This window comes from Streptomyces sp. cg36 (assembly GCF_041080675.1).
Lineage (GTDB): Bacteria > Actinomycetota > Actinomycetes > Streptomycetales > Streptomycetaceae > Streptomyces.
Window position 1 is genome coordinate 7,259,476 of the sequence record NZ_CP163520.1, and the last position, 16,873, is coordinate 7,276,348.

15 protein-coding genes are annotated in these 16,873 nt (G+C 75.3%); 7 read left to right on the forward strand and 8 right to left on the reverse strand.

Annotation, left to right across the window (positions count from 1 at the left end; genetic code table 11):
• Positions 1–136 precede the first annotated feature (136 nt).
• The 4 genes from AB5J87_RS32075 (at position 137) to AB5J87_RS32090 (ending at position 2,362) form a co-directional block, all read left to right on the forward strand.
• Entirely contained in the window at positions 137–586 is a 450-nt protein-coding gene (locus AB5J87_RS32075; protein ID WP_369381828.1) for a subtilase-type protease inhibitor, read from the forward strand.
• Between the two features lie 145 nt (positions 587–731).
• Positions 732–1,766: a PHP domain-containing protein gene (locus AB5J87_RS32080; protein WP_369381829.1), complete on the forward strand. Its 1,035-nt coding sequence runs from the start codon at positions 732–734 to the stop codon at positions 1,764–1,766.
• Positions 1,767–1,815: 49 nt separating this feature from the next.
• Positions 1,816–2,109 (forward strand): hypothetical protein, encoded by a 294-nt coding sequence (locus AB5J87_RS32085; protein ID WP_369381832.1) that lies wholly within the window; start codon positions 1,816–1,818, stop codon positions 2,107–2,109.
• Positions 2,110–2,218: 109 nt separating this feature from the next.
• A complete protein-coding gene (locus AB5J87_RS32090) occupies positions 2,219–2,362 on the forward strand; it encodes a hypothetical protein (RefSeq protein WP_369381833.1) in 144 nt (47 codons plus the stop codon).
• A gap of 104 nt (positions 2,363–2,466) precedes the next feature.
• On the opposite strand, the gene AB5J87_RS32095 is transcribed toward AB5J87_RS32090, so the two are convergent.
• The gene (locus AB5J87_RS32095; protein ID WP_369383732.1) at positions 2,467–3,159 is read right to left on the reverse strand and encodes a response regulator; all 693 of its coding nucleotides are present in this window, start codon (positions 3,157–3,159) and stop codon (positions 2,467–2,469) included.
• 8 nt (positions 3,160–3,167) lie between these two features.
• Positions 3,168–4,403, reverse strand: a complete 1,236-nt coding sequence (locus AB5J87_RS32100) for a sensor histidine kinase (protein ID WP_369381835.1) — start codon at positions 4,401–4,403, stop codon at positions 3,168–3,170.
• 182 nt (positions 4,404–4,585) lie between these two features.
• On the opposite strand from AB5J87_RS32100, the gene AB5J87_RS32105 reads away from it, so the two are divergent.
• Both AB5J87_RS32105 and AB5J87_RS32110 read left to right on the forward strand, forming a co-directional pair.
• A complete protein-coding gene (locus AB5J87_RS32105) occupies positions 4,586–6,832 on the forward strand; it encodes an MMPL family transporter (protein ID WP_369381837.1) in 2,247 nt (748 codons plus the stop codon).
• 117 nt (positions 6,833–6,949) lie between these two features.
• The gene (locus AB5J87_RS32110; RefSeq protein ID WP_369383733.1) at positions 6,950–9,655 is read left to right on the forward strand and encodes an NACHT domain-containing protein; all 2,706 of its coding nucleotides are present in this window, start codon (positions 6,950–6,952) and stop codon (positions 9,653–9,655) included.
• Between the two features lie 21 nt (positions 9,656–9,676).
• Here AB5J87_RS32110 and AB5J87_RS32115 read toward each other — a convergent pair whose 3' ends face one another.
• A complete protein-coding gene (locus AB5J87_RS32115) occupies positions 9,677–10,042 on the reverse strand; it encodes a nuclear transport factor 2 family protein (protein WP_369381838.1) in 366 nt (121 codons plus the stop codon).
• A 215-nt stretch (positions 10,043–10,257) separates the two neighbouring features.
• Here AB5J87_RS32115 and AB5J87_RS32120 point away from each other — a divergent pair, with 215 nt between their 5' ends.
• Positions 10,258–11,811: an SDR family oxidoreductase gene (locus tag AB5J87_RS32120; protein ID WP_369381841.1), complete on the forward strand. Its 1,554-nt coding sequence runs from the start codon at positions 10,258–10,260 to the stop codon at positions 11,809–11,811.
• On the opposite strand, the gene AB5J87_RS32125 is transcribed toward AB5J87_RS32120, so the two are convergent.
• From AB5J87_RS32125 to AB5J87_RS32145, 5 genes are all read right to left on the reverse strand, one after another.
• On the reverse strand, positions 11,762–12,313 hold the full coding sequence (locus tag AB5J87_RS32125) for a DUF2165 domain-containing protein (RefSeq protein ID WP_369381843.1): 552 nt from the start codon (positions 12,311–12,313) through the stop codon (positions 11,762–11,764). The genes AB5J87_RS32120 and AB5J87_RS32125 overlap by 50 nt on opposite strands.
• A gap of 118 nt (positions 12,314–12,431) precedes the next feature.
• Positions 12,432–12,929 (reverse strand): peptidylprolyl isomerase, encoded by a 498-nt coding sequence (locus AB5J87_RS32130; protein WP_369381845.1) that lies wholly within the window; start codon positions 12,927–12,929, stop codon positions 12,432–12,434.
• Positions 12,930–12,986: 57 nt separating this feature from the next.
• On the reverse strand, positions 12,987–15,260 hold the full coding sequence (locus AB5J87_RS32135; protein WP_369381846.1) for a tetratricopeptide repeat protein: 2,274 nt from the start codon (positions 15,258–15,260) through the stop codon (positions 12,987–12,989).
• Positions 15,260–15,937 (reverse strand): hypothetical protein, encoded by a 678-nt coding sequence (locus AB5J87_RS32140; protein ID WP_369381848.1) that lies wholly within the window; start codon positions 15,935–15,937, stop codon positions 15,260–15,262. The genes AB5J87_RS32135 and AB5J87_RS32140 overlap by 1 nt, the downstream gene beginning before the upstream one ends.
• Before the next feature lie 74 nt (positions 15,938–16,011).
• Positions 16,012–16,668, reverse strand: coding sequence for a hypothetical protein (locus AB5J87_RS32145; protein ID WP_369381851.1), 657 nt, complete (start codon positions 16,666–16,668; stop codon positions 16,012–16,014).
• Positions 16,669–16,873: the final 205 nt, after the last annotated feature.

Here is a 16,873-nt window from a genome sequence, read left to right on the forward strand (position 1 = left end):
GCGCTTGACCTGCAACTTCGAGCGATCGCTCTGTGGCGGAGCGTGACCGGATCCGGCTCCAGTGGCCCCCGGCACCCCTGGGCGTGGACAACACTCATGTTCGTTCTTCGGTCCCTGACTGACAGGAGTGTTCGATATGCGTAAGACGCTTGGGCGTACGACTCTGGTGGCCGCGCTGGCCCTCGTCGGCGCAGCGGTCGCCGTTCCGGGTGCGGCCGGCGCCGATCAGCACGACACCCGGGGTGCCGCCATGAGCCTGTACGCGCCCTCCGCGCTCGTACTCACCGTCGCACCCGGCACGGGCGACGACGGCCAGTCCGTCCTGCGCGCGGTGACGCTCAACTGCGCCCCGACCCCCTCCGGCACGCACCCGGCCGCCGTCCAGGCGTGCGCCGAACTCAAGCACAAGGGTGGCGACCTGGCGGCGATCACCGCCGCCCAGCCGACGGGGGTCTGTACCAAGGAGTGGAGGCCGACGACCGTGACGGCCGACGGGGTCTGGGACGGCAAGCGCGTCTCGTACCGCTACACCTTCGGCAACCCGTGCATGAAGCTGGCGGGCCAGGGCGTCGTGTTCGACTTCTGACCGACGAGCGGACCCGGCCGCCCGCACACGGCCGTTCGACCCGGAGGCGGGGCACCCGAGAAGGGGTGCCCCGCCTCCGTGCCCACGGGCGCGGCATGCGGGCGCGGCGGCGGCGGCGGACAATGGTGGCCGGTCGGAGGTGGCGATGGATCCCGTGACGGCGCTGCGGCGGATCGCGTTCCTGCTGGAGCGCACCCAGGCACCCACCTATCGCGTCCAGGCGTTCCGCACGGCCGCCGCGCTGGTGGCGGACATGGCGGACGGCGAGGCCGAGCGGCGGGCCGGCGCCGGGTCGCTGGAGTCGGTGAAGGGGATCGGGCCCAAGACCGCGCAGGTGGTGCGCGAGGCACTGGCGGGCGAACGGCCCGCGTATCTGCGGCGGCTGGAGGACGAGGGCGCCGACGGACCCCTCGTGGCGGGCGGCGAGAGCCTGCGCGCGGCCCTGCGCGGGGACTGCCATCTGCACTCCGACTGGTCCGACGGCGGCAGCCCGATCGAGGAGATGGGCCTGACGGCCGCCGGGCTCGGCCACGAGTGGGCCGTGCTCACCGACCACTCGCCCCGGCTCACCGTCGCCCATGGCCTCTCCCCGGCGCGGCTGCGCGAGCAACTGGCGCTGGTGGCCCGGCTCAACCGGCGCTGGGCGCCGTTCCGGCTGCTCACCGGCATCGAGTGCGACATCCTCGACGACGGCTCCCTCGACCAGGAGGAGGAGCTCCTCGCCCAGCTGGACGTGGTGGTCGTCTCCGTCCACTCCAAGCTGCGCATGGACGCCGCCGCGATGACCCGCCGCATGGTGGCCGCCGTCCGCAACCCGCACGCGGACGTGCTCGGGCACTGCACCGGACGGCTGATCGCGGGCGGCCGGGGCAAGCGGCCCCAGTCCGCGTTCGACGCCGACGCGGTCTTCGCGGCCTGTGCCGAGTCCGGCACCGCCGTCGAGATCAACAGCCGCCCCGAGCGGCTCGACCCGCCCCGCGACCTGCTGCGCCGCGCGGTGGCCGCGGAGGTGCTGTTCTCCGTCGACACCGACGCGCACGCGCCCGGCCAGCTCGACTGGCAGGTCTACGGCTGTGCCAGGGCCGAGGAGTGCGGGGTGCCGGCCGGGCGCGTGGTGACGACCTGGCCGGTGGAGCGGCTGCTGGCCTGGACGCGGGGGCCGGGTGCGCTTGTCGGGTGAGGCTCGATGGCGGCCGTGTCCAACGGCGGTGCCGGGCGGTTGTCAGGGCGTGATCTCAACTCGACGTATCGCCACTGTCCTCGCCCTCGCCGCCGGAGCCTCGGGTCTCGGGGTGTCCGCCGCGAGCGCGGCCGGTCCGGCCGGTATCAAGCCGGTCGACCTCTCCCCGATGTCCGTGCTCGACACGGTCGCGACGAGCGCCATCCCGGCCGAGCACCGCGCCGAGATGCCCACGGCCAAGGCGCAGCTCGCCCAGCTCAACAGGTTGAACGACCTCAACCAGCTCCACCAGCTGACCGACCTCGCGGCGCCCCTCATGGGCGCGGTGCCCGCCGTGGGGTAGTCGGCGGCGCTCCGATGGGGACATCGGGCGATGGCCGGATCCGTTCGCCCCTCCGGACTCAAACGCAACGGTCCGGAGGGGCGAACGTGCCGGTAGTCATCGCCACCCGGTGGGCACCCAGGTCAACGTCTGCGCCTCCACCTGGCCGCCCGCGGGCTGGACCACCACCAGGACGTACTGCAACAGCGCCTGCCGCTACGCGGTCACCCCCAGCTTCGACCCGGACGCCTGGACGATCGTCGGAACCGGCTGATCCACGCGTGGGCAGGGGACCCGCGCACACGGGAATCCTGCCCACGTCCTTCGAGGGCGCGTGCGGGGTGTCCGAGGGCGGACGGGGATCGGACGAGGGCCCTTTCAGGCGCCGCCCACCTCGACCAGCCCCGTCTCGTACGCGGCGATGACGGCCTGCGCCCGGTCCCGGACGCCGAGCTTGTTGAAGACGCTGGTGATGTGGTTCTTCACGGTGGAGACGCTGATCTCCATCTCGTCCGCGATCTCCGCGTTGTCCAGGCCCGTCGCCATCAGCCGCCACACCTCCCGCTCGCGCGGCGTGAGGTCGTCCACGCGCACCACCGGCGGCTCCGGGCGGCGCGGGGCCCGGACATAGGTGGAGATGAGCCGGGTCAGCAGCCGGGGCGCGACCGCCGCCTCCCCGGTGTGCACCACCCGTACCGCCGCGACCAGTTCCTCCGGGGAGATGTCCTTGGGCAGGAAGCCGTACGCGCCCGCGCGCAGCGCCGCCACCACGTACTCGTCCATGTCGAACGTGCTCAGCGCCAGCACCCGGCACTCCGGCAGCGCCCGCGCGATCCGCTCGGTCGCGCCGACCCCGTCCAGCACCGGCATCCGGATGTCCATCACCACCACATCGGGCCGCAGCCGGTGCGCCAGGGCCACCGCCTCCTCGCCGTCGCACGCCTCCCCGACCACCTCGAACGCCGGGTCGGGCATCAGGATCAGGGCGAGGCCGCGCCGCACCAGCGGCTGGTCGTCCGCGATCAGCACCTTGATCACCCGCGTCGCCCCCGGCTCCCGCCGCTCCGCCATCGGCCCGCTCACCGCAGTGCCCCTTCCTCCGCCTTGAGGGGGAGCCGGGCTGCCACCCGGAACCCGCCGCCGTCGCGCGGGCCCGCCTCCAGCGTCCCGCCGTGCAGCGCCACCCGCTCCCGCATGCCGAGCAGACCGTAACCGGACCCCTGGCCCGGCCCGCCGCCAGGGCCCGGGGAGGCGCCGGAGCCGTCGTCCGACACCTCGACCGCGAGGCCGTCCACCGCGTAGGTCAGCCGGACCGAGGCCCGCGCCTCACCCGCGTACTTGCGCGCGTTGGTCAGCGCCTCCTGGACGAGCCGGAAGACCGTCAGACCCACGCTCGGCGGCAGCGCCCGCTCCTCGCCGCGCACATCGAGCTCGGCCGGCAGACCGGCCCGGGACGACTCGGCGACGATCCGCTCCAGGTCCCCGATGCCCGGCTGGGGGCTGGTCGGCGCCTCCTCCGTCTCGTCGCCCGCCCGCAGCACGTCCAGCAGTTGGCGCATCTCGCGCAGCGCCATCCGCCCCGACCCCTCCAGGGTGATCAGCGCCTCCCGGGCCACCTCCGGGTCGCGGGCCAGATTGGCCCGGGCGCCACCGGCCATCAGCTGCATCGTGGTGATGTGGTGGGCGACGATGTCGTGCAGCTCGCGGGCGATGCGGCGGCGCTCGTCGGCCACCGCGCGGTCGGCCAGCAGCTTGCGGTTGGCTTCCAGGTTGCGCTGCCAGCGGGTCGTCAGGACCGCGGCGCCGGAGACCAGCGCCACCGCTGCCACACTGCTCGCCGCGTCCAGGGCGAGCCCCTTCGGCCCCGGCTCCGGCCCCACCAGCGCGGCCACGACTGTCACCAACGAGGCGACCGACCACACCACCGGGCGCACCGACCGTACGACGGTGAAGAGCGCGACGGCCGTCGTGGCGCCCATGTGCTGGTTCACCGGCACCGACAGGTTCAGCGCCAGCCCCGCCAGCAGCACGGCCACGAACACCGTGAGCGGGGCGCGCCGCCGGAACACCAGGGGCAGCGCGCACACCACCACCAGCACGCACCCGACGGCCGGGACGCTCCCGTGGTCGATCCGGCTGCTCAGGACGAACCCGAGGAGGTCCAGCACGGTCGCCCCGACCGCGACGAGCGCGTCATGGCGCGACCAGGGCAGCGCGTCGGCCGGTTCGGCGCCGCCGGGGGGGCCGGCCCCGGCGGCGCCGGTGCGGCGTGCGTCCTGGACATCGTGGGGTTCCTCCCGGGGGTCGACGGTCAATCGTGATCCATTCTCACATCGGGAACGCGCCCCTCCGCCGGGCCCGGAGCCGATCCCCGACCAGGACCAGGGTCCTGGTCGCACCGCTGGACCGGCCCCCGCTCCCAGCCCGCATCTCGTTCCGCGCTCGGACGAACCGGCCCAGGTCCGCTGATGAGGTGGAGACAGCCGGGAAGACCCCGGTGAACCACCCACTGCCGGAGGACGAAGTGATCCGCGCCTTGACCGGGTTCTCCACCCGGAACCCCTGGAAGGTCATCGCCCTGTGGGCGTTGGTCGGGGTCTTCCTGACCATCCTGAGCCAGGCGCTGGTGTTCCGCGTCACCCAGAGCCAGAGCGGCGACTTCCTGCCCAAGGAGTACGACTCGGCCGCCGCGCTGCGCGTCGCCGAGGACCGGTTCGGGGTGAAGCCCGACGCCAACGCCGTGACCGTCCTGGTCGCCCGCACCGACGGCAAGCCGCTCGCCGCCGCCGACCAGCGCCGGGTCGGCGAGCTGGCCGCGAAGCTGGGCAGCAGCCGCGTGGAGATGCCCGAGGACAAGGACACCCCCTCGTTCCTGGCCGAGGACCACTCGCAGACGCCGAAGGTCAGCCCCGCGATGACCGCGCCCGACAAGAGCTTCGAGCTGCTCTCCGTCCAGCTGAGCGGCAACTCCACCGACCCCGGTCTCCAGCGGGTCTACCGCGCCTTCCGCGACGGGGCTCAGAAGGACTTCGCCGACGCCGGGATGCGGACCGGGTTCACCGGCGGGCTCGCCGACCTCGTCGACAACGCCGACGCCGAGGAGGGCACCCAGAAGCTCGTCGGCATCCTGATGGTCGGCCTGATCGTGCTCGTCAACGTCCTGGTGTTCCGCAGTGTCCTGGCCGCCTTCGTCCCGCTGCTCGCGGTGGTCGTCGTCAGCGGCGCGGCGGCGGGCGCGGTCGTCGGCAGCGCCATGCTCACCGGGATCGACCTCGACGCCTCCACCCCGAGCATGATCAGCGTGGTCCTCATCGGCATCGGCGTGGACTACTTCCTCTTCCTGCTCTTCCGCTTCCGCGAAGCGCTGCGCGCCCACCCCGAGCGGCCCGCACGGGCGGTCGCCGCGGAGGTCAGCGCGCGCGTCGGCACCGCCATCACCTCGGCGGCCCTCACCATCGTGGCCGCCTTCGCCACCCTGGCCGTCGCCACCTTCGGGCAGTTCCGGGTGCTCGGCCCGGCCATCGCCGTCGCCGTCCTGGTCATGCTGCTGGCCAGCCTCACCCTGATGCCCGCGCTGCTCGCGGTCACCGGCCGCAGGATGTTCTGGCCCTCCCGCGCCCTCAAGCGGGAGCCGCGCGAGGGCGCCGCGGGCCGCATCGGCGCCCTGATCGCCCGCCGCCCCCTGACCCTGGTCCTCGCCTCCGTCGCCCTGCTGGGCAGCCTCGCCGCCGGCCTCGTCGGCATCAGGATGGACTTCGGCCAGGGCGGCCGGGACGAGGGGACCAAGGCCGCCGCCACCGCCGTCGAGATCTCCCGGGCCCTGCCCGCCGGCGTCTCCGACCCCACCACCGTGTACGTCACCGCCAAGGACGGCCGCACCCTCACCAGCGACTCGGTGGCCGCGCTGCCCCGGGCGCTCGCCAAGGTCGACGGCGTCGGCAAGGTCGGCGCGACCACCCTCAACGGGGACCGCACCGCGGCCCGCATCGACCTCTATCTGACCGCCGACCCGCAGACCCAGCGGGCCCGTGACCTGGTCTCCGGACCCGTCCGCGACACCGTGGTGCGCAGCGTGCCCGCCGGGATGGAGGCGCACGTCGGCGGCACCGCCGCGATCTTCGCCGACATCTCCACCGCCGTCGACCATGATCTGAAGATCGTGTTCCCGGTCGCCGCCGTACTGATCGCCCTGATCCTGCTCGTCCTGCTGCGCAGCCTGCTCGCCCCGGTCGTCCTCATGGTCGCGGTCGGCCTCGGCTTCGCCGCCACCCTCGGCGCCTCCGCGCTGGTCTTCCAGCACCAACTGGACAAGCCCGGCGTCAACTTCGTCCTGCCGCTGGTGCTGTTCCTCTTCGTCGTCGCCCTCGGCACCGACTACAACATCCTGATCAGCGACCGCATCCGCGAGGAGATGGAGCGCCCCGGACCGGCCCGCGCGGCCGTCGCCCGCGCGGTGCGGCACACCGCACCCGCGATCGCCACGGCGGGCGTCGTCCTGGCCGCCTCCTTCGGCAGCCTCGCCGTCAACGCCAACCCCTCCACCCAGCAGATCGGCTTCGCCACGGCGCTCGGCATCCTGCTCTCCGCCTTCGTCCTGTCCATCGTGCTCGTGCCCGCGCTCGCCGCGCTGCTCGGCCGCGCCACCTGGTGGCCGGTCCGGCCCGGCCGCGCCCAGGGCCGCCACCACAGCCCGGCCCCGGCCCCCCGCCCCTACGAGTACGAGGACCAGTACACCTCCCACTGACCGGCCAACAGGCCCTGGCGGGAACCGGGTTCGTCGCCGACGGCCCGGTTCCCGGCGTCGGGTCGGCTGCGACAATGGCGGGTACCAACGGGGGCACCCTGACGGGGGGCGCGCGTGATGCGGTACTGGCGGCGCGGGATCTGGGTGGGCGCGGTGGCGGCCACCGGAGCGGTGGTCGCCGTCGGGGTGCGGGGCGACGGACTGGGCGGCACCGGACCGCTGGTGTCCGTCCTCGGCTTCCTGGTCGCCCTGGCCGGTCTGGTCGGCAGCACCGTGCGCGACGCCCCCGGCGAGCGCCCGCCCGACGGGCAGCTGGAGCACGCCGCCGACGCCCTCGCCGAGGCGGTGCGGCTGCACTGGCAGGCCGAGTGGCGGCTGCGCCGCCTCCAGGACCCCCAGCCGCTCCAGGTGCGTTGGACGGCGGCCGACCCGTGGCTCGCGGACGCGGCCGAGAACATCGGCGCGGTGCCCGGCGGTCCGGCCGCGCTCGACGGCGCGTTCGACGACATCACCGCGGTGTTCGCGCGGATCCCGTCCCGGCGCCTGGTGGTGCTCGGCGCGCCCGGCGCAGGCAAGACCGTCCTCGCGGTCGGCTTCGTGCTCGACCTCCTGGAGCGCCGGGCCCCGGGCGGCCCGGTGCCGGTCATCCTCCCCCTGTCCACCTGGCAGCCCGACACCACCGGCCTGCGCGACTGGCTGGCGGCCCGGCTCGTCGCGGGCCACCCGGCGCTCGGCTCCGTCCAGTCCTCCGGCTCCTCGCTGGCGGCCGAACTGCTGGACTCGGGGCGGGTGCTGCCCGTACTGGACGGGCTCGACGAACTGCCCGCGCCGCTGCGCGCGACGGCCGTCCAGCTGCTCAACTCGGGTCTGGACGAGGGGAGTCCGGTCCTGCTGACCTGCCGCAGCCGGGTGTACGCCGAAGTCGTCGCGCAGGCCGACGTGGTCACGGCCGCCGCCGTCGTCGAACTCCAGCCGCTCGCCTTCGAGGAGGCCGCCGGATTCCTGCGGCGCACCGCACGGCCGGTGCGCGGCCCGGCGGGGGAGCGGGTCACCGCCTGGGACCCGGTGCTGCGGCACTCGCGCCCCGGCGACCCGGTGCGCCAGGTCCTCGCGTCCCCGCTGATGGTGGCGCTCGCGCGGGCCGTCTACGACGAGCCCGGCAACGACCCCGTGGAGCTGCTGCGGCGGCCCGAGTTCGCCGACCCGGTGGTCCTCGAGGAGTACCTGCTCGACGCGTTCGTGCCCGCCGCCTTCGCCGGATCCACCCGCTGGGACCCCGAACGGGCCGAGCGCTGGCTGCGGTTCCTCGCCCGCCACCTGGAGCGCCGCCACACCCACGACCTGGCCTGGTGGGAGCTGCACACCGCACTGCCCCGGCCACTGCCCCGGCTGGGCCCGCTGCTCCTGCTCGGCCTGCTCGCCGAGGCGGTGTGCCTGCCGCTGTGGGCGCTCGGCCGGGACCCCGCGCTGCCCGCCGGGGCCGCGGCGGCGGTGGCCGGGGCGTGCGCGGGCCACGCGGCCGGCACCGGACGGCGGCGCCTGCTGCTCCCGCTGCTGTGCGCGGTGCCGCTCAGCCTGGCCGTCGGACTGACCCGGCCGCTCGGCCAGGACCCGTACCTCGCCGTGCCGTTCGCGGGCCTGCCGCGGGCGCTGGGCTGGCTGGTGGTGGGCGGGCTCTACGGCCTGGTCGTCGCGACCGGCCTGGCCGCCATCGGCATCCCGACCACCCCGGTGCCCTCGGCCATGCCGCTGGCGAAGCGGCGCGGACGGGGTGCGGCGGCCAAGGGCGGAGGACGGCGCGATCCGGCCGGCCGGGCGCGACGGCTGGGCCGGGCGATGACGCACGGGCTGGCCGTCGGGCTGCTCGCGGGCCTCGCGCTGGGGGCCGTGTTCACCGCGGCCGAGGGCGGCGCGGCGGCGGTACGGGCGGCACTGCGCGAGGAGTTCCCGGTGCCCGGGCCCGTGCTGCGGGCGCCCGACGGGTCGCGCTACGCGGTGGGACCGGACGGCGCCACGTACGGACTGGGCCCGCACGGCGCGACCTATCTCGTCCCGCGCGACCCGGTCCGCGCCAGCGTGGTGGCCGACCGCTCCGGCACGCGGACCTTCGCGCTCCCCGCCGACGTGCGCGACCTGGACCTGTGCGCGCCGCCCGCGCACTGCACCGCCGTGGACGAACGGCCGGCGATCTCCGCGCACGCGTACCGCACCGGCGGCGACGTCTTCACCGTCCGGCTCGGCGACGGGCGGTGGATCGACGCGTACGACCTGTCGCCGCTGCTGGACCGGCGGCAGACGGAATGGGTCACCCGGCAGGGCCCCGGCGCGCTGCTGCGCACCTCGGTCGTCTTCGGCCTCGCGGGCGGGCTCGGCGTCGGCCTGGTCGGCGGGGTCGCCGCCGGGCTGCACCGCCGGCCCGCGGCGCCGCTCGACGTCGCCCGCGCCACCAGCCCCTCGGCGAGCCTGGCCACCGACCGGCGCACCGCGCTCGCCCGCGCCCTGGTGATCTGCCTGGCCGCCGTACCGGCGGGCGCCGCGCTTCCCGGGCTGCTCGGTCTGCCGGACGCCGTCGGCATCGGCGCGTACGCCCTGATCCCGACCGGTGCGGTCACGGTGGCGCTGTCCGCGTGGGGGCGGCTCGGGGTGGCCCGGCTGTGGCTCTGTCCGCGGGGCGCGCTGCCCTGGCGGCTGATGGCGTTCCTGGCCGAGGCGCACCGCCGGGGCGTGCTGAGGCAGGCGGGCGCGGTCCACCAGTTCCGCCACGCCCGTCTCCAGGAACGGCTGGCGCTGCCGCCCGGGGCGGACCGGGGCGCCCCGGGGTGAGCGCCCGTCGGCTCCTCGGCGCTACTCGTCCCAAGCCTGCACGACGGTGTGTTCGACGATCTTGCCGTCCTTGAGCGAGACCATCGAGCTGGCCAGGACGCGTACGCCGTCGGGGTACTCGCAGGACTCGGTGAAGGCGACGTGGTCGCCCTGGACCACGCAGTGCTCCAGCTTGTGGGTCATGTCGCGGCCGTAGACGTCCTCCAGCATCCTGGAGATCTCGCCCTGGCCGTGCATGACCATCGGATGGCTGGGCTGGGTGTTGCGGTCGACGACCTTGAGCTCCGCGTCGTCGGCGTAGAGCGCGAGCAGCGTCTTCGGGTTCTTTCCCTCGATGCCCCTGCGCAGCGACTCGGTGTCGAAGGCGGGGTCTGCGGCGATGCCCATGGTGACCTCCTGGGGAAGGTCGCGGCCCGCGCCTGGTGGGCCGCGAAGGGCCTGTGCTTCGAGCCTGCTCCCCCTGGACGTCCACGGCAAACCGGGCGGCGGACTTCCGGCGCCCGCGCGCGAGCGGGGCGGCCCGCGACGGGTGTCGTGCCGTCCCCGGGCACCCCCGGCGGGGGATCGTGGAGACAGGGCACGGCGAGCGGTGGAGGCGGCAGATGCGGAGCGACGGCACCCCGGGGCTCGTCCTCGTGACCGGAGCGACCGGCTACATCGGCGGCCGGCTGGTCCCCGAACTCCTGGCCGCGGGCCACCGGGTGCGCTGTCTGGCCCGTACGCCCGGCAAACTGCGCGACCTGCCGTGGGCGGGCGACGTGGAGGTGGCCGCGGGGGACGCCACCGACGCGGACGCGGTGGGCGCGGCGCTGCGGGGCGTGGACGTGGCGTACTACCTGGTGCACTCGCTCGGCTCCGGCCCGGGCTTCGAGCGGACCGACCGCACCGCCGCCCGCGTCTTCGCCGAGCGGGCCGCCGCGGCCGGGGTCCGCCGGATCGTCTACCTCGGCGGTCTGACCCCCGCCGGGGTGCCCGAGCGGGCGCTGTCGCCGCATCTGCGCTCCCGCGCCGAGGTCGGCCGGATCCTGCTCGACTCGCCGGTCCCGACGACCGTACTGCGCGCCGCAGTGATCATCGGCTCCGGCTCGGCGTCGTTCGAGATGCTGCGCCACCTCACCGAGCGGCTGCCGGTGATGGCGACCCCGAGCTGGCTCGGCAACCGGATCCAGCCCATCGCCGTCCGGGACGTGCTGCGCTATCTCGTCGGCAGCGCCCGGATGCCCGCCGAGGTGAACCGGACCTTCGACATCGGCGGGCCCGAGGTCTTCACCTACGAGCAGATGATGCACCGGTACGCGGCCGTCGCGGGCCTGCCGCACCGGCTGATCCTGCGCCTGCCGATGCTGCCGCCGGGGCTCTCCAGCCACTGGATCGGGCTGATCACCCCGGTGCCCAGGTCGCTGGCGCGCCCGCTCGCCGAGTCGCTGCGCCACGAGGTGGTCTGCCACGAGCACGACATCGCGGAGTACGTGCCGGACCCGCCCGGCACCCCGATCGGCTTCGACGCGGCCATCGAGCTCGCACTGCGCCGGATCAAGGAGGCCAACGTCACCACCCGCTGGTCCTCGGCCGCCCTGCCCGGCGCCCCCAGCGACCCGCTGCCCACGGACCCCGGCTGGGCGGGCGGCAGCCTCTACACCGATCGCCGCGAACGGCTCACGGACAGCTCACGGGCCGCGCTGTGGCAGGTCATCGAGGGGATCGGCGGCGAGAACGGCTGGTACTCGTTCCCGCTGGCCTGGGCCGTGCGCGGCTGGCTCGACCGGATCGTGGGCGGGGTGGGCCTGGGCCGGGGGCGCCGCGACGCCGCCCGGCTGAGGGCCGGCGACTCGCTGGACTTCTGGCGGGTGGAGGAGCTGGACCCGCCGCACCTGCTGCGGCTGCGCGCCGAGATGCGGCTGCCCGGCCTCGCCTGGCTGGAGATGTACGCGGAGGAGACGCCCGACGGCCGGACCCGCTACCGCCAGCGCGCGCTGTTCCATCCCCGCGGGTTCCTCGGGCACGTCTACTGGTGGAGCGTCTCGCCGTTCCACGCGGTGGTCTTCGGCGGCATGGCCCGCAACATCACGCGGGCGGCGGAGCGGGCGGACCGGGCCGCGGGGGCGCTCAGCCCTCGCGGCGTTCGACACCGGGAAGGTGGACCACCAGCAGGGTGAAGGCCGCCAGCATGAAGTCCCGCGTCGCGGCGTCCAGCCCGTTCCAGGACTTGGACTGCCACATGGCGAACCACTCGCCGCCGACGGCGATGAACCCGGCGCCGAACAGCAGCAGCACCATCAGCAGCCCGGCCGTGCTCAGCCGCCGGGCCGGTGCGAGGCCCTCGCGGCGGCGCAGCGCCCGCGCCCAGGCCACGCAGGCCGCGACGAGCACCAGCGCGGCGACCGTTTCCCAGGCGATGACCAGTACGTACGCGGTGTCCTGGAGCGCGGTCGAGTCGATCGCCCGCCACATCAGGTCCGGGTCCTTGAACGTGGTGTCCATGGCCAGCACGTGCCGCACGAAGGCGCGGTTGGTGGAGAAGTCGGTGATGTTCCCGAACGCGACCAGCGCCATGTAGAGCGCGACGGTCGCGGTGAGCAGGGCGGCGGCGAGCGGCAGCACGGGCAGTGTGGCCGTCCACCGGGGGAGCCGGGACCCGGACCGGGGCCTTGAGGTCATGCCGGACTCTCCCCGCCGGGGCGGGCGGTGAAACCCCGTGCCCCGGCGCGCCGCCGGGTGGCGCCGAGGGGCGCGCGTCGAACGCGGCGCCCCCCGGCGTACCGGCGAGGGGGAACGGTCAGAGCTGACCGGAGGCGGAGATGGTGATCTTCGCCTTGGTGGCGCCGCTGGAGGAGCCGAGGCCCTCGATCTTCTTGACGAGCGCCATGCTCGTCTCGTCGGCGACCTCGCCGAACACGACGTGCTTGCCGTCCAGCCAGTCCGTCACGATGGTCGTGACGAAGAACTGCGAGCCGTTGGTGTTCGGGCCGGCGTTGGCCATGGAGAGCAGGCCCGGCTTGTCGTGCTTCAGCTTGAAGTTCTCGTCGGCGAACTTCTCGCCGTAGATGCTCTTGCCGCCGGTGCCGTTGCCCCGGGTGAAGTCACCGCCCTGGAGCATGAAGGCGGGGATGACACGGTGGAACGAGGACCCGGCGTAGCCGAAGCCCTTCTCGCCCGTGGCCAGCGCGCGGAAGTTCTCCGCCGTCTTGGGAACCACGTCGTCGAACAGGTTGAACGTGATCCGCCCGGCGGGCTCGTCATTGATGGTGATGTCGAAGTAGACCTTGGTCGTCATGCCCCCATCCTGACACCCCGCCCGTCGAACCCGCTCCCCGGGCACCCCGTGTCCGGCTCAGGGGGCCGGCGGGGCGGTGCCTCCGGCCACCGCGGCCAGCCTGCGGAACGCCTCGTTGGCCGCCGTCGCGTCGCCCACCGCCAGATTGACGCGGGCGAAGTCGCTCAGCACGTTCCGGTACGCCTCCGCGTGCGCGCCCGGGTCCTGGCCGTACAGCCGTTCGTACGCCTCGACCGCCAGGGCGCAGGCGGCGACCGCCTCGGAGTTGTCGGGCAGGACCGGGTCGTACAGCCCGCCCGCCAGGGAGTGGAGCGCCTGGGCGGCGGTGGCCAGCCGGTCCGCCGGGGTCCGCTCGCTGGCGACGGCCACCCGCAGCCAGCGCAGGCATCCGGCGACGTCGTCGTGGTCGTTCATGGCGATCTGGGCGACCCGCAGCACCGCCTCGACGTGTCCGGCCGAGGCCGCCGCCGTCCACCAGCGCTCGGCCTCGGCCCGCTCACCGCGCTCGTACAGCAGCTCCGCCAGCCGGTCCGCGCAGAGCGCCTCGCCCGAGTCGGCGGCCGGTCGCAGGGAGTGGACGAACCCGGAGCCGCGGGGGGTGCGCGAGCCGGTGAAGCCGTCCGGCTCGCCGAGCCGTTCGGCGGCCGTCCGCCACCAGCGCTCGGCCTCCTCCGCCCGGCCGTCGCGGGCGAGGAGCGCGCCCAGATAGAACGCGGCGCGGCTGTTGCCGCGCTCGGCCGACCCGCGCCACCAGCGCTCGGCGCCCGCCGGGTCGCCCGCCTCGTGCCGCAGGAACCCCAGGTGCACCGCCGACTCGGTGTCGCCGTCCCCGGCCGCGCGGGTCCACAGCTCCTCGGCCTCGGCGGTGCGGCCCTGCCCGTTGAGGAGCACGGCGAGGTTCTGTGCCGCGTTCGGATACCCGTTGGCGGCGGCGAGCCGCCACAGCGTCTCGGCCTGGGCGTGGTCGCCCCGCCGGGCCACCAGGGCGCCGAGCCCGACCGCGCCCGCCCAGTCGCCCTGGTCCATCGCGCGCCGGTACCAGCGCTCGGCCGCCGCCGTGTCCTCGCGCTGGAGCGCCACCATGCCGAGGTTGTTGAAGGCGGCGGCCACCCGGCGCTCGCCCGCGAGGGCGTACCAGCGCTCGGCGCCCGCCAGATCGCGCTGGTCGTGCAGCAGCTTGCCCAGGGCGAAGGCGGCTGGTCCGCTGCCCGCGTCGGCGGCGGCCCGGTAGGCCGCCGCGGCCTCCCGGTGACGGCCCGCCGCCAGCTCCCGGTCGCCCCGCTCGCGGTGGCGCGCCGCATCCGGGGGCTCCGGGTCGGGGCCGGAGCGTGCCGGGCCCCGCAGCACGGCCGTGCCGTCCGCCGAGGTGTGCGCGGCGCTCCCGAAGGTGCGCTCCCCGTCGTCCGTACCCGGCACCCGGTCGGGCCTGGCCGGGTCGAAGTGGTCCGGGAACAGCTCGTGCACCGGGGCCGGGGTGCGCCCGCCGCCGGGGTGGTAGGTGGTGGTGCCGGTCTGCCCGGTCAGGTCGAGCCGCCAGTGCGGCCTCTCGGTGCGCCCGGCGCAGACGACCTCGGCCTCCAGCCGCCAGCGCAGCCACTGCGGGGCGGCGGTCACCGGGGCGAGCACCAGGGTGGCGCTCTCGCCCGCGCGCACGGTCAGCGGCAGCGCGGGCGCGGCGGGCGACAGCGGACGGGGCGCCACCGGGCCCTCGTCGAGCGGCACCACGAAGTCGGGCCGGGCGAGCGGCCGGTACGCGGCCACCGAGCGCTGCAGGGACTCCAGCAGGTCGGGGCTGAGCACCATCTCGGGCACCTTCCGGTGCGCCAAGCTGATGCCGTCCACGACGAGCGGTACCTGCTCGGTGGCGCGCGCGTCCAGCCGTACGAGGGTGACGTCGTCGGGGCCCTCGGCGGTCAGGGTGAGCACCAGGTTGTGGCCGGTCAGCGGAATGTGCACGGCTTCCGAGCCCGCCCCGCTGCCGGGCGGCCCGAGCAGCGCGACATGGGTGAGCGTCGTGACCCGCAGGGTGTACGGCACGTCCTCGGGCAGCCCGGACGCCGCCACCTCGCGCACGGGCCGCTGCATCGCGTACATCAGTCCGCCGCCGCTGTCGGGCTCGGGCTCGGGCGCGGGCCTCGGCGCCGGGGCCGGGCGGGGCGCGGGGGACGCGGCGCGGCGCAGGGCCACGGCCGCGGACACCGCGCCGACCACGACGACGGCCGCCCATGGCTGCCAGGCCGTCACCGAGGCAGCGAGCAGCACCGCCGCGCCCACCACCAGCGGAACCGTCGCGGTCAGGGCCGCGGCGCGCAGGGCGCGTGCCGACGCCATCACGGCGCCGGTCGCGCGTGGCGGGCGGCGGTCCGCAGCGGGCGTCCGCCGAGGTCGACCCGGAGGCTGCCGCCCCGGCCCGCGCAGGACCAGTCCAGCCACAGCACCCACCGCACGTCACCGGAGTCCGTGGTCACCTCCAGGTCCAGCACCTCCACCTCGTCGCGCGCCACCTGGTACGGGAAGTCGCTCGACCCGAGGGCCCGCACCCGGGGCGGGTCCGTGTCGAGCAGCACCTCGAAGCGCCGTACCGGAACCTCGGCCGCGTGCCGTGAGAGGTCCCCGGAGCGGTCCGCGCGGGAGATCACCTCGGCGCGCAGATCGGTGAGCACCACGGGCAGCTCTCCCGTCCCGGTGACGACCAGGCGGACGGTGTGCCCGCTGGCGGGGACCTCCACCACCCGGTCGCCGTCGGCGAGCACCACGTAGTCCTGGTTGCGGATCCGCAGCGAGACCAGGGGCGGGGTCACGGCGGCGGACGCGCCGCGGCGCCGCGCCAGCCGGTCGCTGACCCGGCGGGGGAGGTCCTGGCTCAGATAGGCGGCGGCAGCCGCGGCGGCCACCCCGCCGGACCAGGACAGCGCCCCGCCCGGCGCCCACACCAGGGCCGCGCCGGCCGCCGCCGCTGCCGCGCCGCCGATCAGCCAGGCCCGTGCGCCCACCCTTGAATCCGTCATCGCGCCCCGCCCCCCGTACGCCGTGCCGCCCCGTCGGCAACACCGTATCCGGGCGGCGGGAGCATGTCAGACGGTCAGTGATTCAACTCGGCTTTCACGTCCGCCACTTGGGGGCCGGTGTCCTTGGCCGGGAGCGACCAGCGGTCGGCGGAGTCAGTGCCGTCCGTGTAGCTGATCCTGCCGCCCGCCGCCTGTGCGGGCGTGAGGTCGAAGACCTTGGCGCGCACCTCGTGGGCGCCCGGCTGGATGGGGCCGTAGTGGCCGTACTTGCCGAGCGCGACCCGGGCGGCGTTGCCCGCGTCCGCGGCGACGAGCCGTCCGTCGGGGGCGATCCAGTGCCAGCCGCCGCCCTTGGCGAGGGTGGTCTCGGCGGCCGGGTTGGCGCTCAGGGACTTCTCGTCCATCGTCACCACGGCGAACGTGCCGTACTTCGACGTCCGGCCGCCGCCCTCCTTGACGTAGACGACGGTCATCGGGGTGATCTCCAGGATGCCCACGGTGTTGGCTCCCACCGTCCGCGACGGCTCGCCCAGGGCCTGGGCGACGGTGCCGGGCGAGGGGTCGGTGCCGGAGCCGCCGCCGGGGTCGGCCGCGGGCGGGGCGGTGGGCGACGGGGCGGTGGTCGTGGGCGTGGTGGCGGACGGCGACTTGGCGCCCGTGTCGTTCTGGCACGCGGCCAGGGCGAGGCAGGCGGTGGCGGTCAGGGCGGCGGCGAGCAGGCTCTTGCGCATGGTGTCCCCCCGGAGGTCTGGTACGCACGGTGACCGTACCGCCACACAGCGGGAGCGTGGGGCGCGGTCACCGAACCGGGACGAACAGCGGACCGGAGCGGTGAAATGCGCACCGGCCGACGGCAATCGACGTCGGCCGGTGGTGTCCGGGGGGCTGAGGGGGGGGATTGCGGCGGCGGTCGGCCGGCCCCGTGATCCGGCCGAC